The sequence below is a fragment of the Methanocaldococcus sp. genome, from assembly GCF_024490875.1.
GTDB lineage: Archaea > AGJL01 > Methanococci > Methanococcales > Methanocaldococcaceae > Methanocaldococcus.
In genome coordinates this window covers 60,668-81,026 of sequence record NZ_JACCLX010000007.1, presented here as the reverse complement: position 1 = coordinate 81,026, position 20,359 = coordinate 60,668, and the positions used below count along the sequence as shown (strand labels likewise).

The 20,359-nt window shown below is 29.5% G+C and carries 34 protein-coding genes; 8 read left to right on the top strand and 26 right to left on the bottom strand.

Annotated elements, in window-relative coordinates; translation table 11 throughout:
• Positions 1-3 precede the first annotated feature (3 nt).
• The 25 genes from HZY31_RS01485 to HZY31_RS01365 form a co-directional block, all read right to left on the bottom strand.
• On the bottom strand, positions 4-582 hold the full coding sequence (locus tag HZY31_RS01485) for an adenylate kinase (RefSeq protein ID WP_297317714.1): 579 nt from the start codon (positions 580-582) through the stop codon (positions 4-6).
• A 51-nt stretch (positions 583-633) separates the two neighbouring features.
• Positions 634-1,944, bottom strand: a complete 1,311-nt coding sequence (gene secY, locus HZY31_RS01480) for a preprotein translocase subunit SecY (RefSeq protein ID WP_297317744.1) — start codon at positions 1,942-1,944, stop codon at positions 634-636.
• A 175-nt stretch (positions 1,945-2,119) separates the two neighbouring features.
• Entirely contained in the window at positions 2,120-2,551 is a 432-nt protein-coding gene (locus tag HZY31_RS01475) for an uL15 family ribosomal protein (protein ID WP_297317713.1), read from the bottom strand.
• Positions 2,552-2,561: 10 nt separating this feature from the next.
• On the bottom strand, positions 2,562-3,026 hold the full coding sequence (gene rpmD / locus HZY31_RS01470; RefSeq protein WP_297317712.1) for a 50S ribosomal protein L30: 465 nt from the start codon (positions 3,024-3,026) through the stop codon (positions 2,562-2,564).
• Between the two features lie 60 nt (positions 3,027-3,086).
• Positions 3,087-3,740 (bottom strand): 30S ribosomal protein S5, encoded by a 654-nt coding sequence (gene rpsE / locus HZY31_RS01465; protein ID WP_297317711.1) that lies wholly within the window; start codon positions 3,738-3,740, stop codon positions 3,087-3,089.
• A 9-nt stretch (positions 3,741-3,749) separates the two neighbouring features.
• Positions 3,750-4,337, bottom strand: a complete 588-nt coding sequence (locus HZY31_RS01460; protein ID WP_297317710.1) for a 50S ribosomal protein L18 — start codon at positions 4,335-4,337, stop codon at positions 3,750-3,752.
• Positions 4,338-4,367: 30 nt separating this feature from the next.
• A complete protein-coding gene (locus HZY31_RS01455; protein WP_297317709.1) occupies positions 4,368-4,817 on the bottom strand; it encodes a 50S ribosomal protein L19e in 450 nt (149 codons plus the stop codon).
• Positions 4,818-4,862: 45 nt separating this feature from the next.
• On the bottom strand, positions 4,863-5,270 hold the full coding sequence (locus tag HZY31_RS01450; protein WP_297317708.1) for a 50S ribosomal protein L32e: 408 nt from the start codon (positions 5,268-5,270) through the stop codon (positions 4,863-4,865).
• Positions 5,271-5,294: 24 nt separating this feature from the next.
• Positions 5,295-5,843, bottom strand: coding sequence for a 50S ribosomal protein L6 (locus HZY31_RS01445; RefSeq protein ID WP_297317707.1), 549 nt, complete (start codon positions 5,841-5,843; stop codon positions 5,295-5,297).
• A gap of 44 nt (positions 5,844-5,887) precedes the next feature.
• Positions 5,888-6,280 carry a 30S ribosomal protein S8 gene (locus HZY31_RS01440; protein ID WP_297317706.1) on the bottom strand — a complete coding sequence of 131 codons (393 nt, stop codon included), beginning with the start codon at positions 6,278-6,280 and terminating at the stop codon, positions 5,888-5,890.
• A gap of 50 nt (positions 6,281-6,330) precedes the next feature.
• Entirely contained in the window at positions 6,331-6,492 is a 162-nt protein-coding gene (locus HZY31_RS01435; protein ID WP_010869970.1) for a 30S ribosomal protein S14, read from the bottom strand.
• A 17-nt stretch (positions 6,493-6,509) separates the two neighbouring features.
• A complete protein-coding gene (locus HZY31_RS01430; RefSeq protein ID WP_297317705.1) occupies positions 6,510-7,076 on the bottom strand; it encodes a 50S ribosomal protein L5 in 567 nt (188 codons plus the stop codon).
• 27 nt (positions 7,077-7,103) lie between these two features.
• A complete protein-coding gene (locus tag HZY31_RS01425; RefSeq protein ID WP_297317704.1) occupies positions 7,104-7,838 on the bottom strand; it encodes a 30S ribosomal protein S4e in 735 nt (244 codons plus the stop codon).
• A gap of 28 nt (positions 7,839-7,866) precedes the next feature.
• Positions 7,867-8,226, bottom strand: coding sequence for a 50S ribosomal protein L24 (rplX, locus tag HZY31_RS01420; RefSeq protein ID WP_297317703.1), 360 nt, complete (start codon positions 8,224-8,226; stop codon positions 7,867-7,869).
• A gap of 31 nt (positions 8,227-8,257) precedes the next feature.
• The gene (locus tag HZY31_RS01415; RefSeq protein WP_297317702.1) at positions 8,258-8,656 is read right to left on the bottom strand and encodes a 50S ribosomal protein L14; all 399 of its coding nucleotides are present in this window, start codon (positions 8,654-8,656) and stop codon (positions 8,258-8,260) included.
• Between the two features lie 20 nt (positions 8,657-8,676).
• Positions 8,677-9,027: a 30S ribosomal protein S17 gene (locus HZY31_RS01410; protein WP_297317701.1), complete on the bottom strand. Its 351-nt coding sequence runs from the start codon at positions 9,025-9,027 to the stop codon at positions 8,677-8,679.
• A gap of 121 nt (positions 9,028-9,148) precedes the next feature.
• On the bottom strand, positions 9,149-9,436 hold the full coding sequence (gene rnp1, locus HZY31_RS01405; RefSeq protein ID WP_297317700.1) for a ribonuclease P protein component 1: 288 nt from the start codon (positions 9,434-9,436) through the stop codon (positions 9,149-9,151).
• A 109-nt stretch (positions 9,437-9,545) separates the two neighbouring features.
• The gene (yciH, locus tag HZY31_RS01400) at positions 9,546-9,854 is read right to left on the bottom strand and encodes a stress response translation initiation inhibitor YciH (protein WP_297317699.1); all 309 of its coding nucleotides are present in this window, start codon (positions 9,852-9,854) and stop codon (positions 9,546-9,548) included.
• Positions 9,855-9,959: 105 nt separating this feature from the next.
• The gene (rpmC, locus tag HZY31_RS01395; RefSeq protein WP_297317698.1) at positions 9,960-10,172 is read right to left on the bottom strand and encodes a 50S ribosomal protein L29; all 213 of its coding nucleotides are present in this window, start codon (positions 10,170-10,172) and stop codon (positions 9,960-9,962) included.
• Positions 10,173-10,195: 23 nt separating this feature from the next.
• Complete coding sequence (locus tag HZY31_RS01390) at positions 10,196-10,825, bottom strand: 30S ribosomal protein S3 (protein WP_297317697.1); 630 nt, start codon at positions 10,823-10,825, stop codon at positions 10,196-10,198.
• A gap of 24 nt (positions 10,826-10,849) precedes the next feature.
• The gene (gene rplV, locus HZY31_RS01385; protein WP_297317696.1) at positions 10,850-11,311 is read right to left on the bottom strand and encodes a 50S ribosomal protein L22; all 462 of its coding nucleotides are present in this window, start codon (positions 11,309-11,311) and stop codon (positions 10,850-10,852) included.
• 220 nt (positions 11,312-11,531) lie between these two features.
• Positions 11,532-11,801, bottom strand: a complete 270-nt coding sequence (locus HZY31_RS01380; RefSeq protein WP_214400112.1) for an elongation factor 1-beta — start codon at positions 11,799-11,801, stop codon at positions 11,532-11,534.
• 21 nt (positions 11,802-11,822) lie between these two features.
• Entirely contained in the window at positions 11,823-11,987 is a 165-nt protein-coding gene (locus tag HZY31_RS01375) for a zinc finger domain-containing protein (protein WP_297317695.1), read from the bottom strand.
• An 11-nt stretch (positions 11,988-11,998) separates the two neighbouring features.
• Positions 11,999-12,640 (bottom strand): [5-(aminomethyl)furan-3-yl]methyl phosphate kinase, encoded by a 642-nt coding sequence (gene mfnE / locus HZY31_RS01370; RefSeq protein WP_297317694.1) that lies wholly within the window; start codon positions 12,638-12,640, stop codon positions 11,999-12,001.
• A gap of 4 nt (positions 12,641-12,644) precedes the next feature.
• Complete coding sequence (locus HZY31_RS01365; protein WP_297317693.1) at positions 12,645-13,889, bottom strand: M20 family metallo-hydrolase; 1,245 nt, start codon at positions 13,887-13,889, stop codon at positions 12,645-12,647.
• A gap of 89 nt (positions 13,890-13,978) precedes the next feature.
• On the opposite strand from HZY31_RS01365, the gene HZY31_RS01360 reads away from it, so the two are divergent.
• Genes HZY31_RS01360 through HZY31_RS01345 form a run of 4 tightly spaced genes read left to right on the top strand, consistent with a single transcriptional unit; the run spans position 13,979 to position 17,425 of the window.
• Positions 13,979-14,563: a DUF1847 domain-containing protein gene (locus HZY31_RS01360; protein WP_297317692.1), complete on the top strand. Its 585-nt coding sequence runs from the start codon at positions 13,979-13,981 to the stop codon at positions 14,561-14,563.
• A gap of 9 nt (positions 14,564-14,572) precedes the next feature.
• Positions 14,573-15,565 (top strand): S-methyl-5-thioribose-1-phosphate isomerase, encoded by a 993-nt coding sequence (mtnA, locus tag HZY31_RS01355; RefSeq protein WP_297317691.1) that lies wholly within the window; start codon positions 14,573-14,575, stop codon positions 15,563-15,565.
• Positions 15,566-15,583: 18 nt separating this feature from the next.
• A complete protein-coding gene (gene cobK / locus HZY31_RS01350; protein ID WP_297317690.1) occupies positions 15,584-16,330 on the top strand; it encodes a precorrin-6A reductase in 747 nt (248 codons plus the stop codon).
• A gap of 12 nt (positions 16,331-16,342) precedes the next feature.
• On the top strand, positions 16,343-17,425 hold the full coding sequence (locus tag HZY31_RS01345; RefSeq protein ID WP_297317689.1) for an archaeosine biosynthesis radical SAM protein RaSEA: 1,083 nt from the start codon (positions 16,343-16,345) through the stop codon (positions 17,423-17,425).
• A gap of 5 nt (positions 17,426-17,430) precedes the next feature.
• On the opposite strand, the gene nikR is transcribed toward HZY31_RS01345, so the two are convergent.
• Positions 17,431-17,856 (bottom strand): nickel-responsive transcriptional regulator NikR, encoded by a 426-nt coding sequence (nikR, locus tag HZY31_RS01340; protein WP_297317688.1) that lies wholly within the window; start codon positions 17,854-17,856, stop codon positions 17,431-17,433.
• Positions 17,857-18,018: 162 nt separating this feature from the next.
• On the opposite strand from nikR, the gene HZY31_RS01335 reads away from it, so the two are divergent.
• The 4 genes from HZY31_RS01335 to HZY31_RS01320 all read left to right on the top strand — a co-directional run bounded on the left by HZY31_RS01335 (position 18,019) and on the right by HZY31_RS01320 (position 20,338).
• Positions 18,019-18,903 (top strand): DUF2121 family protein, encoded by an 885-nt coding sequence (locus tag HZY31_RS01335; protein WP_297317687.1) that lies wholly within the window; start codon positions 18,019-18,021, stop codon positions 18,901-18,903.
• A gap of 117 nt (positions 18,904-19,020) precedes the next feature.
• Positions 19,021-19,803 carry a cell division ATPase MinD gene (gene minD / locus HZY31_RS01330; RefSeq protein ID WP_297317686.1) on the top strand — a complete coding sequence of 261 codons (783 nt, stop codon included), beginning with the start codon at positions 19,021-19,023 and terminating at the stop codon, positions 19,801-19,803.
• 2 nt (positions 19,804-19,805) lie between these two features.
• Complete coding sequence (locus tag HZY31_RS01325) at positions 19,806-19,985, top strand: hypothetical protein (RefSeq protein WP_297317685.1); 180 nt, start codon at positions 19,806-19,808, stop codon at positions 19,983-19,985.
• A gap of 2 nt (positions 19,986-19,987) precedes the next feature.
• Positions 19,988-20,338 carry a hypothetical protein gene (locus HZY31_RS01320; protein ID WP_297317684.1) on the top strand — a complete coding sequence of 117 codons (351 nt, stop codon included), beginning with the start codon at positions 19,988-19,990 and terminating at the stop codon, positions 20,336-20,338.
• Positions 20,339-20,359 lie beyond the last annotated feature (21 nt).

Here is a 20,359-nt window from a genome sequence, read left to right as displayed (position 1 = left end):
AAGTTATTTAAGAACTTCAACAAGTTCTTTAACTGCTTTATCTAATAAGAAATCTCTATTTTTAATTATCTTAACTGTGGCTCCTGTTAAAACCGCATAAGTCATTGCAGCACATCTATTCATAAATATATGCTCTCCAATATCGACAGTAGATTCTAAATCTCTCTGTCTTGTTTCATCTGACAATCTTCTCATTAATATTTCATCAGTTTCAGCCTCAATTAATACAATAATATCAGGCTGTAACTCTTCTAAAACCCATGCAGGAAGTCCTGGTAAATATCCCTTAGGAGTTTTTATAGTGCTGTGAGTATCGACTACAATATTAGCCTCTTTTGCCATTTCAGCTATTTTTTTACCTGCTAACTTTTGTATTCTTTTCTGGACATCTGGAGGTAACTTTCTTAACTGGTCTCTATGCTCTACTAAACCTTCTTCTTTAGCGATTTCGAACATTACTGTTCCAAAATTAACTATTTTATATTCTATTCCTTCTTTTTTTAGTTCTTCTATTGCCTTGTTTGTAACTGTTGTTGAACCTACACCTGGCACTCCTACGATTACTACGACCTTATTTTTCATAGAGTATCACCTCATAATTTAACCATGCCTAAATTTTTAGATTAAATATTATTACTTATTTAATAATTTTGCTAAGGATGGATGTAACTCTTTTACCTTATCTTTTAAAATTTGTTCATACATTCTATACACGATAGATACTGTTAATAAAACCCCAGTTCCTCCACCTAATGCTCCAATAAAATCAGCTATAGCGGCTAAAAATCCGACGAAGGCTGAACTCATTACAGTTAATGGAGGTATGTATCTTCTCAATCTCTGCTCGATAGCCTTTTCACTTTTTCTAAATCCTTTAATAGCCATACCCAATGAGCCAATTCTTTTAGCCATACTCTTTGGATCTAATCCAGTAGTTTCTACCCAAAATATACCAAAGAATATACAACAAACTATCATTGCTATCATATATACTAACGCATGGAGAGGATCTGTAAATACACTTGTTAGTCCATAAGGTGTTGATAAATAATATGCTATTCCATCAACAGGTCTTCCATTTACATAGTGTCCAAGTAATGGGATACCTAATCTACTTAACACTAATCCCCAGAGTTGAATATTAGCAAATAATGCCGCAGATAAGATTACTGGAATGTTTGAAGTATAAACAAATCTTATAGGGTATTTACCAACAGCACCTTTAATTCTACCATGAGCTAAAGGAATTTCTACTCTTAAACATTCAGCATAAACAACCATTAAGAATACAATTATAGTTCCAAGTATTGGTGCAAGATATTCAAAATTAGGCATTCCATTAATTAGACTTCCAAAAAATCTCCATAAATATCCTTCAGGACCAAATGCTCCAACAAATATTACCTGTGAAACTCCTGCGGCAATAAATAATCCAATTCCAGAACCAATTCCATACTTTGAAACTATTTCATCTAAATATATTAAAATTATCGAACCTATTGCTATTTGTATAATTACTAAAAGTGCCAATAAAATAGGTAGATGTCCAAAAGCTCCAGCACCAACAAACATAACTGCCTCAACAAAACACATTATTATAGATAATAGTTTTTGACAACCTTGAAATAAGGCCCTATTTTCAGGAATTGACAAGTCCATTTTGATTATTCCTGAACCAACTAATAACTGCATAATAATACCAGCAGTAACAATTGGACCAATACCTAATGTAATCAATGTTCCTATTCTGGATGCAGTAACTGTTTGCCAAAATTGAAATATTGCAGGGATTTGGGCTCCCCCTGTATAAACATCAATAGTTCCCATAATGAAATATAAAACTAGTGCTATTCCAGTCCATTTAAGTTTTTCTTTGAAGGAGAGTTCTCTAATTGGTAATTCCACTTCAGGAATTTTTTCTAATATAGGAATTAGTTTTTTCATAAATTCTTCCAACATCTCACCTTTTTAAACATTAAAAACTACCTTATTAATATTAAAGAATTGTAATAAATAGTCTTAAAATTTATATAAATATTTTATCAAAAAAATTTTAAGAGATTGCAATCTTTAATAATTTGAATTAATAAATAAAAAATAAATAAAAAATAAGAAAATTTTATAGTTCTACAACTTCTCCACCAACAGATTCAATTTTTTCTCTTGCTTTTTCTGAAACTTCAATTGCTTTGACAATCATTGGAATTGTTATTTTTCCTTTACCCAAAACTTTCTCATATCCTAATTCTATAACATCTACAACATACTTTCCATCTTCTTTTTCGAATTTATCTGGATTTTTTAATACAATTTCTTCAAGCTCTCCAACATTAATTGTCTTTAATTTTTTGACTAAACTTGGATGTCTCTTAAATCCATATTTACCAAAGTGATCTGGCTCATATTTTATAATCCATGTCCATTTGTGTTTGTGTCCTCCTGCTAAACCTCTACCCCCTCTGTTTCCAGCTCCTCTTCTCTTTTTGTGGCTACCTCCACCACACGTTCTTGAACCTCTAATTTTCTTAACTTTTCTTTTTTTTCTAATCATAAATATCACCTTACATCATTTTTTCTAAAAGTTCGTTAATCTTTTCTCCTCTGTATCCTAAGGCTCCCCCAGCACTAAATGGTTTTTTAACACCCTTTCTTTCGAATCCTTTTCTTGGTGGATGTAATCTAAATACAGGTTTCAAGGGAGTTTCTTTTAATTTAATTTCTCCTTTTATAAGTTTTTCTGCTAACTCTTCAACTTCCATTCCAGTTAATTCCTTTATGATTTCTGGAGTAACTCTTTTATTTCCTGGAAGCCTACCTCTTTTTAAGATTAATTTAGTTAAAGTATCTTTATCAATTTCTCCCCATGTTACATAATCCTTAACTTTTTGTAACATTCCTTTAAATGTATCTGTTTCTGGAACAATCACACAATGATTAACCTTATGTAACCTTAACATTTTTAAGGTGTCTGCTATATCTCTCCTTACACCAATTCTTCCTCTTATTCTAATAACAGCATAAGCCATATTTCTCACCTTAATTATTAAAATATTAATTAAAATAGTCAGTTTTCGAAATAAAATGATTTATAATACTCTTCCTTCAATGATCCCTAATTTCTTTTTACTTTTCTCCATAACTCTTATAAAATTCAAACTCTTTAAAGCTTCAAATGTAGCCATTGCAAAGTTGTAAGTAGTTCTTGTTTCTCCAAATGTTTTTGTCCAAACATCTTTAATTCCTGCTAATCCTAAAACTGCCTTAGCGACATCTCCAGCAACTAATCCAACACCTTTTGGTGCAGGTAATATCTCTATTGCAGTACTTCCACACTTTCCATATCCTTTGTATGGAATTGAGTGAGGAGTTCCACAACCACACTCCCAGGAACCACAACCTCTCTTAACTCTAATAATATTTTTCTTTGCTTGAGCTATAGCTTTTCTTATTGCTGGTCCTACTTCTTTAGCCTTACCTTTTCCTACACCAACATAACCATTTCTGTTTCCTACAACAACAGTTGCTCTAAATCTTGCTCTTCTACCAGACTTGTGCATTCTTTGAACTAACTTTACATCTAAAACTTTCTCTTCCAAATCTGGAAGGAGTGCATCAACAATTTCAGGCTCTAATATTGGTAAGTTATTGTCTAATATGTAATCAATGTCTGTTATTTGTCCTTCTTTAACCATCTTTCCAATGGTTGTTTTTGGTTCCCACTCATCTATATTAAATCTCATTATCTCACCTTAAAACATGCTGTCAATCTTTGCCTTAATTTCTTCAAAGTGTTCTGGTAATTTTTCTGGTTCTAAACCTTTCTCTAAGTATTTTGAAAACTGTCTTTTGTATTTTTCCTCATCTTCTTCTTTTAACATCTCAGCATATGCTTTTATGTGTTCTCCTCTTATTCTATCTTCTGATGGTAATATCCACTCTCCATGTGGAATTTTCATTCCAGCATCTAAGGCTCCTTTTAGCATTGCAAATACTGCTGCTCCTTTTGTAGCTCTATGCAACCCAATATCTAAAACTGCCTCGGTATAACCCTTAGCTAAGGCTTTTTTACCTAACAAGTATCCTGTTAAGTATGCTGATGGCAAGTTTCCAGTATGTCCTTTATAACCTAACTTAATTAATTCTCTTGAATGAGCAGATACAACTGTTTTGTCACCTTTTTCATCATACAATACTATTTGAGCTATACAGTGATTTAAAGATTTTCTTACGACCAATCTTGGCTTTCTTGATAATAGTAATCTTAATCTTTTTCTGTAATCAGTTTTTGCTTCTCTTCTTCTTCTAAATTTAACTCTATAAGTTGGACCTGTAGCCATAACTTCTCACCCTGTTAAATTAAAAATTATTTATTGTTTTAAAAGGTCGTGTTCTTTCATATATAGGAAGAGGTGGCTCTTACTTCTGAATGCTCCACCTTTTGCCATTCTATAAAGCTTTCTATAAACTTTTGTATCGATTTTTCCAGTATCTCTTAAATATTTTAATGTTTTTCTTAAAGCTCTAATTGTAGCCATCCATTTTTCTTTTGGGGGAGTTCTTGCTCCTGCAGCCCCTCTTCTTGAACCTGGACCTCTTCTTCTACCTTTCTTTTTTTGTTCTTTCAATTTTTTAACTCTTGCACTACTTATTCCCTTTTTCTGTTTTTTCTTAATAACACCATCTTTAATTAAAGATCTTATATCATCTTTTGTCATTGCCATTTTAACTCTTTCTAACTGTGTTGGATCTATCCAAACTCTATCAATACCACATTTTAATATTTCAGCAGCTAATTTTCTTTGAATGGATACATCCATAATTATCACCCTATAATAAAAACAAATTATTTTTTATTTTCAAAATTAGTTCTCAGCAAATTTTAATAATTCTTCCTGTTTCTTTTCTGATATATTTAATATTCTTATTCCTAATTCTCTTGCTCTTTTGATGATCTCAATTTTCTTTCTCTTACCAACTGTTGAAGCAATCCTTGCTCCCTGTGTTTCAGGGTTTAATTTTTCTAAATCTTTAACATTATAAACTAAAATATCCTCTAAACCACTAGGATGTAATCCCCTAACGGCTTTGGGCATTCTGTATCCAATTTCAACGACAGGAGGCTTTTCTTTCCACTTTAATCTCATCTTACTATGTCTTCCTTTAGGTCTTCTCCATTTTTCTCCTAACCTTTTATGTCTGTGTGCCTCTTGTCTTATAAAGTCAGGCTTTTTCATTTTTAATTTAAATCTTAATCTTAATAGCCTATCCATATTATCTCCCTCTTATTTAAATTTTTAGATGACCTTTCCAGCCTTTTCTACAATATAAATTCCATCTTGGAAAACTCTTGGATCTTTATCTTTAATTCTTGTAGCCTGTTCTATATTGGCGGCAGTTTGCCCTACTTTTTCTTTATCGATTCCAGTAACTATAACATCTTCTCCACTAACTTTGACTGTAACTCCTTCTAAGATTTTCGCTCTTCTTGGATGCTTCTCTCCTAAGAAGTTTTCAATGATGACTTCATTTCCTTTTACAGTAACTTTCATTGGGAAGTGTGCATATCTAATTTTTAGTTTGTATGTAAATCCTTCTGTAACTCCTTTAATCATATTATTTATATGTGCTGTTATAGTTCCAATCATTGCTTTATCTTTTCTTCTTGGGTATTCGCAAGATACAACAATTTCATCTCCTTCTTTTTTAATTACAATTTTTGGATGTTCAAATTTTCTTCTTAATTCTTTTCCTCCACTTTTAACAACGACTTCATTGTTATTTATTTCAACTTGAACATTTTCTAGAATTTTAATTCTTCTTTCAAGATAGGCAGCAACTGGCATAAACTCACCTCAAAATATAGATTTAATTTTTAATAAAATCGTGTTTAATAGACGTAAGCTAATAATCTTCCACCTAACCCTTTTCTCTTTGCTTCTTCATGGCTCATAACTCCCTGAGTAGTTGAAACTATTAAAATCCCAAAATCTCTTGCTGGCAAGTATCTTTTTTCAAACTTTTCATATCCAAATTTTTTAACAGGAAATCTTGGCTTTATAGCACCACATTTGTTTATCTTACCTACTAATTCAACTTTATAAATTCCTCCTCTTCCATCTTCTATAAATTCAAATTCTCCTATATAGCCATGATCTTGCATAACTTTTAAAACTCTCCCTATTAACTTAGATGCAGGTTTTATATACACTACTTTTTTACCCACTCTCTCACAGTTGGAAATATGATTTAATGCATTCGCTAGTGGGTCCATTAAACTCATGTTTTCCCTCCAAAAGAATTTTTAAATGATTTTTAAGATTAATATTTTTATTAGTCAAGTTTTTTAAAACCTAATTTATGAGCTATTTCTCTAAAACATTGTCTGCAAAGGTTTAATCCATACTTCCTAATTAATCCTGGTCCTACATGACCACATCTTTGACATGGTCTAATACCATATCCATACTTTTTTTTCCAAGGTTTTTTAGCCATATATATCACCCTTTTTCTTATTGTGCTTCTTCTTCCTCTAAAACTCTCTCAACTTTAATTCCAAAGGTTTTTTCTATAAATTCAATAGCCTCTTCTCTTGTTAATCTATGTCTTCTTGGAACTTTTGCTCTACATCTTTTTCTTCTTTTTACTCTAAATCCAGGTCTCTCTAATGTTACACAAACATCCATCCCAAAAATTCCAATCATTGGGTCATATTTTTGTCCAGGAAAATCTATATGTTCGTGGATACCAAATGAGAAGTTTCCATAATCATCAAATGAATAATCATATAATTTTTTACCTTCTTTTTGGAAAGCCTCAAAAGCATTTTTTAAAAATTCTTCTGCTTTTTTACCTCTTAGGGTAACTTTTAATCCAATAGGTAATTTTTTTCTGATACCAAATGTTGGGTTTGTCTGCTTAGCTCTTGTTCTTATAGGTTTTTGTCCAGTCAACTCTTCAATAACCTTTTCTCCTTTTGTTAATCTATCTCCACTTTCTCCTACTCCAAAGTTAACAACAACTTTTTCAATTCTTGGTTTTAACATAGGATTTTTTTGCCACAATTCTTCAAAGCTCATGTTTCTCCCTCATTACTTTATAATAACTTACAACTTAATAATAGGTTCTTCATCTCCAACGACAAAGACATAGTCTTTAACTGTCTTGAATTTGTCTCCTTCTAAGTTTTCTAATGTAACTATGTCTGGATAAATTCCTCTTTTCTCAATTTCAACAATTCTTGCGAAGTCTCCAACGTGTTTTCCTCCGGTAATGTATGCTAATTTCCCAACTTCAAATGGAATATGTGCTTTAATTTCTTGATCTGGAATTGAAATTAATAAAGTGTCTCCAGTTTTATATACATCCTCTTTAGGGTTTGTAGGATCTGAAACTCTAATTAATATGTTTCTACCATCGTGTAAGTTTAGTTGAATGTGACCTCCTTTAACAACAGTTTTGTTTTTAATTTTACATAATTTTAAATCTGGATTTTCTGTTGGTCTTAATTTAATTCTTCCTTTCCTGTCGAATAAAACTCTGTAATTTTCATTTGCATCAGGTAATGAGACTACATCCATCAATCCAACAGGTAACTTTTCCTCTTTTCTAACTCTTCCATCAACTAAAACTTTACCCATCTTAATAATTTTTTTAGCCTCTCTTGCATTGTCAGCATATTTTAAAATATCTCTAATAATAAGTAAGAGAGGTAATGACTCACTCATTGGGTGAGCTCCTGGTAAAGGTCTAACAGTAAATTTAGCTACTTTTCTAGGTAATTCCCATCTAACTGGAGCGGCTAATCTTTTCAAATGTCTTTTTGGACCTTTTTTTCCCATTCTTTCACCTTAATATATTTTTAATGTTTTACTTTTTAATATGTTTGAATCTTCTTTCATCTTTGTCATAGAGTTTAATAATCATAACATTTGATGGATGAATTGGATATGGAACTTCTTTTCCATCTTGTCTTTTGTTGTAAGCTCCTTCAACATGGATTCTGTATCTTTTTAAATCAACTTTTGTTACTTCTCCTTCTAACCCTTTAAAGTTTCCTCTCATTATTCTTACAATATCTCCCTTTCTAACCGGAATGGCGTTTTTACCTAATTTTTCCTTTAATTCTTTTGATAACATTGCAGACATAACCTTTCTTCTCAAATGAAGTGGTGCGTTAAATAACGCTTTTCTTTGTTTTCTTGGCTGTTTTGACTTAGTAAAAGCCATAATTTCACCTATAAAAATTTGTTTAATTTGTTTATACTATTATTTTAGCAATTCTCGCAATACCTGGCCATCTTTCTGCTGCTTCTTTAGCGACAGGTCCTTTAATATCAGAACCTTTTGGGTTGCCGTCTGGAGTTACTATAACAACTGCATTATCTGCAAACTTAACTCTTGTTCCGTCTGGTCTTCTAATTTCTTTTCTTTGTCTTATAACAATAGCAGGTAAAACCTGTTTTCTCATTTCAGGAGTTCCTTTTTTAACGGTAACGATAACCATATCCCCTACTCTTGCAGTAGGTAATCTTCTTGCTACACCTTTATAGTTTCTCACAGCAATAATTTCTACTTCCTTAGCTCCTGTGTTATCAGCACAAATGCATCTTGCACCTACTGGTAGAGCCCTTACAGGTTTTGAACCAATTGCTTTCATATCCTTCACCTGTTAGATTTTTATTCATTAGATGTTTCATCTACTCTTCCTAATTTTTCAACGACAACAAATGATTTTGTTTTGCTTATTGGTCTACATTCCATAACCCTTACTATATCTCCTACTTTTGCATTTATACATGGAGGATTATGAGCAACTAATTTTGAAGTTCTTCTTTCATATCTTTCATATTTTTTAATGTATTTTATGATTTCTCTTTTGATTATAACAGTCTTGTGTGGTTTATCACTAACAACAACTCCTACGAAACTTTGACCTCTTACTGGTAGAGAGCCGTGAAATGGACAATGTTTGTCATCACATTCTACTTCTGGAGCTTTTACTGAAATTCCTATATTTTTTGCTACCATGGTCTTTACCTCCAATTTTGCTTATTGTTTATAAATTAAATAATAAAATACATAGCATTTACAAATGTTAAAAACCTATATATTACTTTAACGGTTGGGGCAAAAAAGAATAAAAGGAAAATTAATAAGGATATATGATTTTTATCTTTTTTTTCAGTCTTTCTTCTGGCCTTCCTATTAACAATCTACCATCAACTTTCACTTTACATCCTTTTAGTTCAAACATAAAGGTTGCAATGTCTTTTGGAATTATTACTTCTTTACCATTTTCTTTTTCTATTATTAAAGTATTTCTTGTTTCATCTACTACTTTCCCTTTAATGCCAATCATTGACTTATTTTTTGAATCGATAATAGTAACTTTAAGTCCTATAAGTTCATGTCTTAATATGTTGTGAGGAGTTATCATAATGCCCCAACCGTTTTACGGGGACGGGGTGTGCCCTATAAAAGGGCATCCGCGTCCCCATTTTATTTAACAAATAAGACAACAAAAATAAAGAGAGGAATTATTAAGATTATCTTACTTCAATAGAATCTTTTGAATATCCCATCTTAACTAAAATTTCAGCGACTTTTTTTCTATGATCCCCTTGAAGTTCAATAGTATTATCTTTAACAGTTCCTCCACAGGCACAGATATCCTTTAATTTTTTAGCAAGTTCTTTTAAGTCAATAACACTTGCATCAAAACCTTCGATTATTGTCATTAACTTACCAAATCTTCTCTTTGTAACATATATTTTTATTTTTTGTTCTTCTTTGGCTATTTCTTCACAAACACATAGTTCTTTAGGTAATCCACACCTTGGGCAGATCTCTGGCATTACTGCACCTCTAAGTTTTACTCTTTATATGGGTAGAAATTATATTTTTATAATATTTATAGGAAGTATTTAAATTTTTCCAATATAAAGTTATTTTGATTACCGTTATTGTGAAGCCATTCTTTTCTTTTCATTCATTATTGTTAATATTCTTGCAATAGTTCTTTTAATTTCTCTCATTCTACCTGGATTTGTTGGAGATCCAGAAGTAGCTATACTAACTCTTTCCTTTAACAACTCTCTTTTAAGTTCTACAAGTTTTTCTTTTAATTCATCAATAGACATTTCTCTTAACTCATTAGCTCTTAATATTGCCATAATCTTTCACCTTATATAGTATTTTATTGTTCCTCCTCTTCTACTACATGTTTAACTTCTGCATCTTCTTTAATTATAATTTCATCTGGTAATAAAACATCTGGTCTCATAATTTTTACTGTAACTCCAATAATCCCAGGCTTTGTTTTTGCAATTGCTCTTCCCTTATCTACTAAATCCTCAGCAGGTTCTCCACAGTGTTTCATATATCCAGCCATAAATTTCTCAGTTCTTGCTCTTTCTCCAGTTAATTTTCCAGAAATAATTACTACAACTCCCTTAGCACCAGCATTCATAACTCTTCTTACAGCAGTATGTCCAACTCTTCTGAAATGTAATCCTCTCTCCAATGACTGAGCTATTTTTAAAGCGACAACTTGAGCATCCAAGTCAGGATTTTCTACGGGCTTAACATCGATTTGTGGTTTTTCAACACCAAACTCTTTACTTAATGTTTCAGTTAATTCTCTTATTCTACTACCTCTTCTACCTATAACAAAACCAGGTTTTTCAGCATATATTATAATCTTTGTTCCTATTGGTGTTTTTCTTATCTCACAGTGACTGTAACCTGCTCTACTTAACTCTTCTTTAAAATATTCATCAATCAATAATCTTTTAACATTTTCTTTAACAAATACTCTTTCAATCATCATTCCACCTTTTATAAATTATTTTTAGTGGTATTCTTCTAAGATAACTTGTATATGAACGGTTTCTTGGAACTTAGGAGTGGCTCTACCAAATGCTCTTGGCATGTATCTCTTTATTGTAATTCCTTTATTTGTTGAGATATGTTTTATTCTCAATTTTTCTACATTTAAACCTTTGTATTCAGCATTTGCCTTTGCATAGTTTAATATCTTTAAGATTGCCTTAGCTGCTTTAACTGGGTATCTTCCTGCAGGCCATCCTAATTTACCTTTTCTGTGTCCTACTTTTTTGCAGTGTCTTCTAAATAGAACTGGTCTTTTCATAGTAATAACATCTTCTAAGAACTTTATAGCTTCATCTAATTTCATTCCATTTATTGATTTACAAATCTCTCTTGCATGCTTTCTTGATATTGGAATGTTTCTTCCCATAGCTCTTGCAGTTTTTTCAGGATTAACCTGTATTTTATATTTTAATTTACCCATAATATACCACCTTTAATAATGTTTAAGGCTAATAAATTTTAATTGTTTCTTTAAGTAATAATATATCAATAGATTGAATTAAATCCATAATAATTGAAAGAGATAGAATTTTAGAATGTAAGAATATAGAATTTTTAAAGTGTTATATATAATTTACGAATAAACGAAATAACAAAATAAAAGTGAATATTGCTTAAATAATTTAAAAAAGTTACAAAATTTATGCTAATGAAACTTCTACGGTTTCTACACTTTCAACATCGTCAATTTCAGCTAAAGCATTTTCTATAGGTTCTGTTCCTCCTTCTCTTTCTTCCATTTCAATAACTACATATACTGTGTATAATCCAAAAGCTAATGGCTCATCAAATAATCCTCTTATAGCAACATCCTGAGTTTCTAAAACTTTTTTTACTTTTTCTTTTAACTGTTCTTTATCAACTTCTGGGCTTTTTGGCATTATTTTTATTTTTGCTAACACTGACGCCATTATTTCACCACATTATTTTTATTATGGTCCCTCAAATCCACACTTTGGACACTTGTAAGGGTTGTTTAATTTTCTACATTTTTCACATCTTACTATCTCTACCTCTCCACAGTTTGGACATAAAAATTTTGTTGATTTCTCTCTTGGAGCTATTTCAGCATTACAACTAATACAAATGTATTTCATATTTTTCACCTTTAATCTATAACAATTTTTGTATATATGTTAGGTTTTTCTTCTAAAATATCAATAACTCTCTGAGGATATTTGCCATTTACAACATAAGCAGTCATTTTAAATTTTTTTAAGAGAATAGGAAAAGTTTTATCTACAGAGGTTAAGCCTTGTATTTCATTCGCATTAATAATATTTAATAGTTTCCCTCCAGGGAACTTATCATATATTCCATCAACATCTGTAGCTATTATTATTTCTTTAACATCTAATAGATTTCCAATATATAAACTTAATGAGTCTGATGTTACATCCCAAGAATGTTCAGATATGTCAGTGGATATTAAAATTTTTGAGGGTAATAATATTGCTATTTTTTCTTTTTTTATTTCTCTTTTTAAATCAAACAATGTATCATATGCTTTAATATTTCCTATTTCAGAGTAAATTTCTCCAATTAAGTCCATACATTTTATTGCTAATTTGTGAGATAATGAATTTGAAAGATTTAAAGATTTGCCTATTTTTCTAACAACATTTGCGAATTCTCCTCCTCCTGGTATTATAACGATATTTTTATTATTTTTTTTAGCATAATTTTTTAGTGTTTTTAATAAAGGTTTGGCATCATAGGTTAAAGAACCTCCAATTTTTACAATGTGCATACTCTCACTGTTTTAAAATTTCATAGAAAACCTTAGCCATTTTTACTAAATCCTCTATTTTAATGTATTCATTAGGTTGATGGGCAGTTTCTTCTCCAATACCCCAAACTCCTACTTTATAACCCTTATATCTTAAAAATGCTGCAACAGTACCTCCGCCCATTCCACAAAGTTTTGCCTCTCTATTTAATACTTTTTTAATAGCATTTTTCAACTCTTTAATAATTTCTGAATTTTCGTCTGTGTAATTTGGATTTTCTAATTTTAATATTTCATAATTTATTTTTGGAGTTGTTGAGTTATCATAGTGTTTAATGTATTTTTTAAAGTTGAATTTTTCTATAAACTTATTTATATAATTTAAAACATCCTCTATTTTGTAATTTGGTAAAATTCTACAATCAAATACAACCTCTACACTTCCAGGAATTGTATTTGGATTAGTTACATTGTTTTTTAACATAGTTGGTTCAAATGTTGAATATTTTGGAAGAAATATTGGATTTTTTTCAGAAAAAGTTTCATATAGATTTTTATATAATTCATTTGCAAAATTAAATAAAATAATATTTGAGTTCAATCCACTTTCTGGCATGCTTCCATGACACTGTTTCCCTTTAATTGTGAATTTTATCCACAATATTCCTTTTTCTCCAATCTCAATAAATTCTCCCGTTGGAGTTCCAAAATCAGGGACAATTATTAAATCATCTTTTTTGAATATCTCATTTTCAAAGTTATTTAAGAGATATTTTAAGCCGTATTCACTACCATCTTCTTCATCAGAAACAAAGATTAAAGATAAGTTATATTTTGGAGTAATTTTATTCTCAAAAATCATTTTTAATAATAGTATAGAGGAAACTATCCCTTTATGGTTATCTTCTGCTCCTCTACCATAAATTTTTCCGTCTTTAATTACAGGTTCATAAGGATTTGTATTCCATAAACTTATATCACCTTCTGGGACAGTATCTAAGTGAGATATAATATGTAAAGTTTTTTCTTTTCCAAAATCTACTTTAAATACTATATTTGGCCTCTCAATGCCATATTTGTCAGTAGTATTATATTCTTTTAAGGAGTAGTTTTTTATGTCATATTTTTTAACATATTCCATTAACTTTTTTTTAACATACTCTGCTTTTTCTTTCTCTCCTTTTCCACCAAATGATGGATTAACTGAGTTAATTTTTATTAAATCACTTTCCAATTTTATGGCTTCTTCTATTAAGTTCATAATCATCATCTCAATTTTTAAATTTTTAATGTGAATTATTTATTTATATCTAATAAAAACCTTTTTATATTATTGAAATTGTTAAATTGGTGCTTAGTATGAAGTGCTCAAAATGTATTAAAAAACTTTGTTATATTGGAAAAAATTGCGGAAAGGATATAATTAAAGAACTTTTAGAAGAATACTATAAAAAAGAGAATTTGAAAATAACTAAGGTTTCTTCTTATATAGAGGCTTCATACTATATGAAAAAGACAAGATTGGAGGAAATTATTGAATTTTGCAAACTTATGGATTATAAAAAGATTGGCATAGCATTTTGCATAGGTTTAGAAAATGAAGCAAAAATATTGGATGAAATTTTATCACAACATTTTGATGTTTATTCTGTTTGTTGTAAAGTTTGTGGAATTGATAAGGATATTTTAAAATTAAAGAAAATTAACAATAATAATAAAGAGGCTATGTGCAATCCCATAGGACAGGCTAAAATTTTAAATGAGATTAGGACTGATTTAAATATTATTGTAGGTTTATGTATAGGGCACGACATTTTATTTCAAAAATATTCAAATGCACCAACAACAACATTTATTGTTAAAGATAGAGTTTTATCTCATAACCCAGCGGGGGCTTTATATAGCAAATACTATTTAAAAAAGTTAAAAAATTTAAAATCTTAGTGTGATAGAATGAAAAAAATGAAAGATTTAAGACCAATAATATGGGATGATAATAAAAAAGAACTGATATTAATTGATCAAAGAAAATTACCTCATAAATTGGAGTATTTTGTTTGTAAAAATTATAAGGATGTTGCCTATGCAATAAAGGATATGATAGTTAGAGGAGCTCCTGCTATTGGTGTCTCTGCAAGTTATGGAATGGCATTGGCTGAAATTAGGGGAGATGACATTTATAAGGCATACAACACTTTAAAGAATACAAGACCTACAGCAGTTAATCTATTTTGGGCATTGAATAGATGTTTAAAGGCATATAATGAAGGAAGGTCTATATTGGAGGAGGCAAAAAAAATTCATGAAGAAGATATAGAAACTTGTAAAAAGATTGGAATGATAGGAGAAAAACTTATAGAAGATGATGACACAATATTAACTCACTGTAATGCTGGGGCTTTAGCAACTTCTGCTTATGGAACCGCCTTGAGTGTTATTAGATTTGCATATTATAATGGAAAAAAGATTAAAGTTATTGCAGATGAAACAAGACCAAGATTGCAAGGGGCTAAATTAACAGCCTTTGAGTTAAATTATGAAGGAATTCCAGTTAAAGTTATTACTGATAATACTGCTGGATTTTTAATGCAGAAAGGAGAGATAGATAAAATTATAGTTGGAGCAGATAGGATCTTGGTAGATGGAACTGTATATAACAAAATAGGAACATATAGTTTGGCAGTTTTAGCTAAATATCATGAAATTCCTTTCTATGTAGCCGCTCCATTATCTACTTTTGATTTAAAAAGTTCTGAAAAGGATGTTATTATAGAAGAGAGAGATGAAAAAGAAGTGGCATATATTGAAGGTGTAAGAATAATTCCAGAAGGCGTTAGTTGCTACAATTATGCTTTTGATAAGACACCTCCAGATTTGATAACTGCAATAATAACTGAAAAAGGAATAATAAAACCAAAAAAAGAAGAAATTTTAAGATTATACTAAGTGTTATAGAGGATTATTATGAGAGTTTTATTAATGGGAGGTACTAAGGATAGCGTAGAGATTGGTAAAAGATTAAGAAGTTTGGATAATTTATTTATTTTATATACTTCAACAACAGATTATGGAGGAAAGTTAGGTTTAGAATTTGCTGATAAAATAATTGACAAACCTCTAAATAAAAATGATTTAAATAAAACAATAAAGAAATATAATATTGATGTTTTAATTGACGCTACGCATCCCTTTGCTATAAATGCAAGTAAAAACGCTATGGAGGTTTGTAAATCTAACAATATAGAGTATGTAAGATTTGAAAGAGAATGGAAAAAAATAGAGCATCCAAATGTTATTTATGTTAAAGATTTTGAAGAAGGGGCGAAATTAGCTAAAAAATTTAAAAAAATCTTCCATATGGCTGGAATTAAAAACTTAAAAACTGTTGTTGATATAGTAGGAAAAGATAAAGTTGTTGCCAGAGTTTTACCAATTTCAGTAAATGAGGCTTTAAAAATTCTACCTCAGCAGAATATTGTAGCAATGTATGGAACATTTTCTAAGGAATTAAATAAATATTTAATAAGAGATTACGGATGTGATGCTATCATAACCAAAGATAGTGGGAGTAGTGGAGGATTTTATGAAAAAGTTTATGGTGCCTTAGAAGTAGGGGCTAAGGTTATAGTAGTTGAAAGACCTAAATTGAACTATCCAATATGTTTTAGTGATATAAATGAACTTATTAATTATTTAAAGGATAAATTATAAAAAGTTGATAAAATGGGAGATTACAAAGAATTTTTAAGAAATTTTAGAGAAAAAAATCTAAAAAAAAGGAAAGTGAGAGATAAAAATAAACCTATTGCAGTGTGGATACAAGATGACATTTATAGAGATTTTAAAATTGGTAAATCATTAACTATAATTTTAAGAACAGAAGGATGTTTCTATGCAAAAGAAGGAGGATGTATAATGTGCTCTTACCTAATGGACTCATCTCCTGAAAAAATAACATCTGAAAATATAATAAATCAATTTAACTATGCAATTGAGAAATATAAAGAAAAGTTAAAAGAGTTAAAAGATTTCAGTGTTAAAATATTCACTTCTGGAAGTTTTTTAGATGATAGAGAAGTTCATAGGGAGGCGAGAGAGTATATATTTAAAAAACTTAGTGAATTTGAAAATTTAAAAGAAGTAGCTATAGAATCAAGACCAGAATTTATAACTGAAAAAAAATTAAATGAAATTAGAAAATATTTAAATATCAATGTGGAAATTGGTGTAGGAATTGAAAGTTTTAATGAAGAAATTAGAAATTATGCAATAAACAAAGGAATAACTAATGAACAAATTATTAAAGTTATAGAATTAGCAAAAAATTACAATATAGGAATAAAAGCCTATTTATTAATAAAACCTCCTTTTATAACTGAAAAAGATGCAATAAAAGATGCTATACAATCAGCAAACGAATGTATAAAGTTGGGCTGTTCAAGAATATCATTCTGTCCTACTACAATCCACAAAGGAAGTTTAATAGAATACTTCTGGAATAAAAATCAATATAGACCACCATTTTTATGGAGTATTATTGAAATATTAAAAAATGTAAAAAAAGAAAATAAAAATGCTTTGATTATGTGTGATACTTCAGGAGTTGGTAGTGAGAGGGGGGCACATAATCTATATGGATGTAAGTGTAACAAAATAATTAAAAAAAGATTAGAAAAATTTACTTTAACGCAAGATATTGATGTTTTAAATGTAGAATGCGAATGTAAAAAGTTATGGGAAGCATATTTATATGTTGAGAGTAAAAATATAGTTCCTTTAGGGGATGAGAGAAAAATTTTCAAATAATATTTTTATTCAGGAATACCTACTTCTGGAACCATAACACTTAATTTAACAAGTTTAACTCCTTTTAAGGCTGTTAATTTATCAGTTAATTCTCTAATCCTTTTAGCATCTCCTCTAACTAATATAGATTCTAAACAGTGGTCATGGTCTAAGTGTAAATGCAAAGTGGCAACAATTATATCAGTATATTCATGCTGAATCTCAGTAATTTTTTCCATAACATCAGATTCATGATGATTATAAATTACGCTAATATTTCCTGCTCTTTCTCCTTCTAAACTGTGTATCCATTTGTGTTTTATTATATAATCTCTAATAGCATCTCTAATAGCTTCACTTCTACTAGCATATCCTCTTTCAGCAATTATTTTATCAAATTCTTCTAGGAGTTTTATTGGGAGAGATATGCTTATTCTATCCATCTCAGTCATAGTCCCCCTCATAAAATTTTTAAATAATTAAGTAATACTTATTACTATTTAATATCCAATATATAAGATTAACTATGATGATAATAATACTAAAAAATTATTAATAAACAATTTCAAAAAATACATATAGAGTGTTAAAATTAATTTTAATATGGTGAGAAAATGACATTAGTTATATGCTATTATGGAAATAACGGGGCTGTTATTGGAGGCGATCGAAGACAAATATTTTTTAGAGGCAATGAACAAAATAGAAAATTATTGGAAGAAAAATTATACAATGGAGAAATAAAGTCAGAAGAAGAATTATATAAATTAGCTGAAGAACTTAATATAAAAATTATAATTGAAGACAATAGAGAAAAAGTTAGAAAATTATCTGATTCAGTTGTCGTCGGAGAAGTTAGAAGTTTAGGAATAGATGCAAAAAGAAGAAGAGTTTATGCTACCAAAGGAAAATGTGCAATTTTAGAAATTTTAAATGATGAAGTTACAAATCAAATAATAAAAGAAGGCTTTGGAATAGTAGTTTTTGGAAATAAATTTTTAAAAAAGAAAGCTGAGGAAGAATTAAAAAAGACAGCTAAACTTTTTCCAATGATGCCATTAAAAAATATTGAGGAAACTATAAAAAATATTTTTGAAAAATTTAAGTGGAATCCCACACTAAGTAAGGAGTATGATATATATAGTGTAAATAAATATGAAAAAAATTTTGAAGAAGTTATTAAGAAAGATATAGAGGAATTATTTAAATATAGAGATAAATTAAGACAGAAGTTGATTGACTTTGGAAAGGTTATGACTATTGTTAATAAAATTGTAAAAAATGGAGAAATCGGAATTATTAAAGATGGAAAACTACATCTTTATGATGACTATATAGCCATAGACAAAATAGATCCTAATCCAAATGTATTTAAAGTAATAGAAGTTGAAGGAGATTTTAAAGATGGAGATATAGTAGTGATTGAAAACGGCGATATGAAAATAAAAGGAACCAATAAAAAAGTAATGACAAATTATATAATTTGCCATAAATTTTGAATAACCAACTGATGACAAATGATTAAAGTTATATACTAATTATTACATTAGTAAATTAAAGAGGTATAAATTTTTAGTAACTTTCTAAATTAATATAATTAGTAAAAGGTGACATTAATGGCAATAGCGATTGCAATTGCTTCTGGAAAGGGTGGAACTGGAAAAACAACAATTGCTGCTAATCTTGCTGTGGCTATGGCAAAATTTGGAAAAAAAGTTGCAGTTTTAGATGCAGACATTGCTATGGCAAACTTAGAGTTAATTATGGGTTTGGAAGGGAAACCTATAACATTAAATGATGTTTTAGCAGGTAGGGCTGATATAAAAGATGCTATTTATGAAGGTCCTGAAGGAGTTTTGGTAATTCCAGCAGGTATATCTTTAGAAAAGTTCAAAAAGGCCAATCCAGAAAAACTCGAAGAAGTTTTAAAAGCTATACACGATTTAGTTGAAATATTAATCATTGACTGTCCTGCAGGTATTGGAAAAGAAACATTAATTGCTATATCATCAGCAGATGGTGTTGTAGTAGTAGTAAATCCTGAAATTTCTTCAATATCAGATGCTTTAAAAGTTATAGCAATTACAAGAAGATTAGGAACTGAAATCTTAGGAGCTATTGTTAATAGAGTTTCAAATGAAAGTACTGAATTGAGTGCTAAAGCAATAGAAACTATTTTAGAAGTTCCAGTTATTGGTGTTGTTCCAGAAGATCCACATGTTAGAAAAGCCGCGGCATTTGGAACTCCATTAGTTATATTATATCCTGACTCTCCAGCAGCTCAGGCAATTATGGAAATCGCCGCAAAATTAATTGGAGTTAAATATGAGGCGAAAATTAAGAAGAAAAAAGACACCTTTATCTCCAGGTTCCTTAAAGGATTGTTTGGGGGGAGATAATAATGGATTTGACGATACTGTATATTATTGTAACGATTAGTATCCTGTTAAATATAATATTGGGTATAAAAGTAATACAACTACAAAAAGAATTAGAAAATGTTAAAAAAGCTACAAGATTAACAAAAGAGGAGGTTGAGAAACTAAATGAGAGGTTAAGAAAATTAAAAATTGAGGGATAATTATGAAAAAAATACTTTTACTCCTCCTTTTAATATTTTCAATTGTAGAATTAAGTTATGCTTTAAATAATTCCGAAATATATAATATCTCAAAGGATACAAAAAATGTAACTATTATAACAAACACCAGTAATATTCCAAAAAAAACTAATGCGACTGCTATTGATGCTACTGTTACAAATAACACTAATAATTCAAATGGATCAAACAATGTAATCATTAATAGTAATATGAAATATCAACAAACTCAACAGCAAAATACTAACTTTATATTTATCTTCTTTTATGGACTTTTAGGATTAATATTGGGAATAATATTTGGATATGTTGTCATATATCTAATTAAATTATAAATATTATTAACTTTTTTAAAG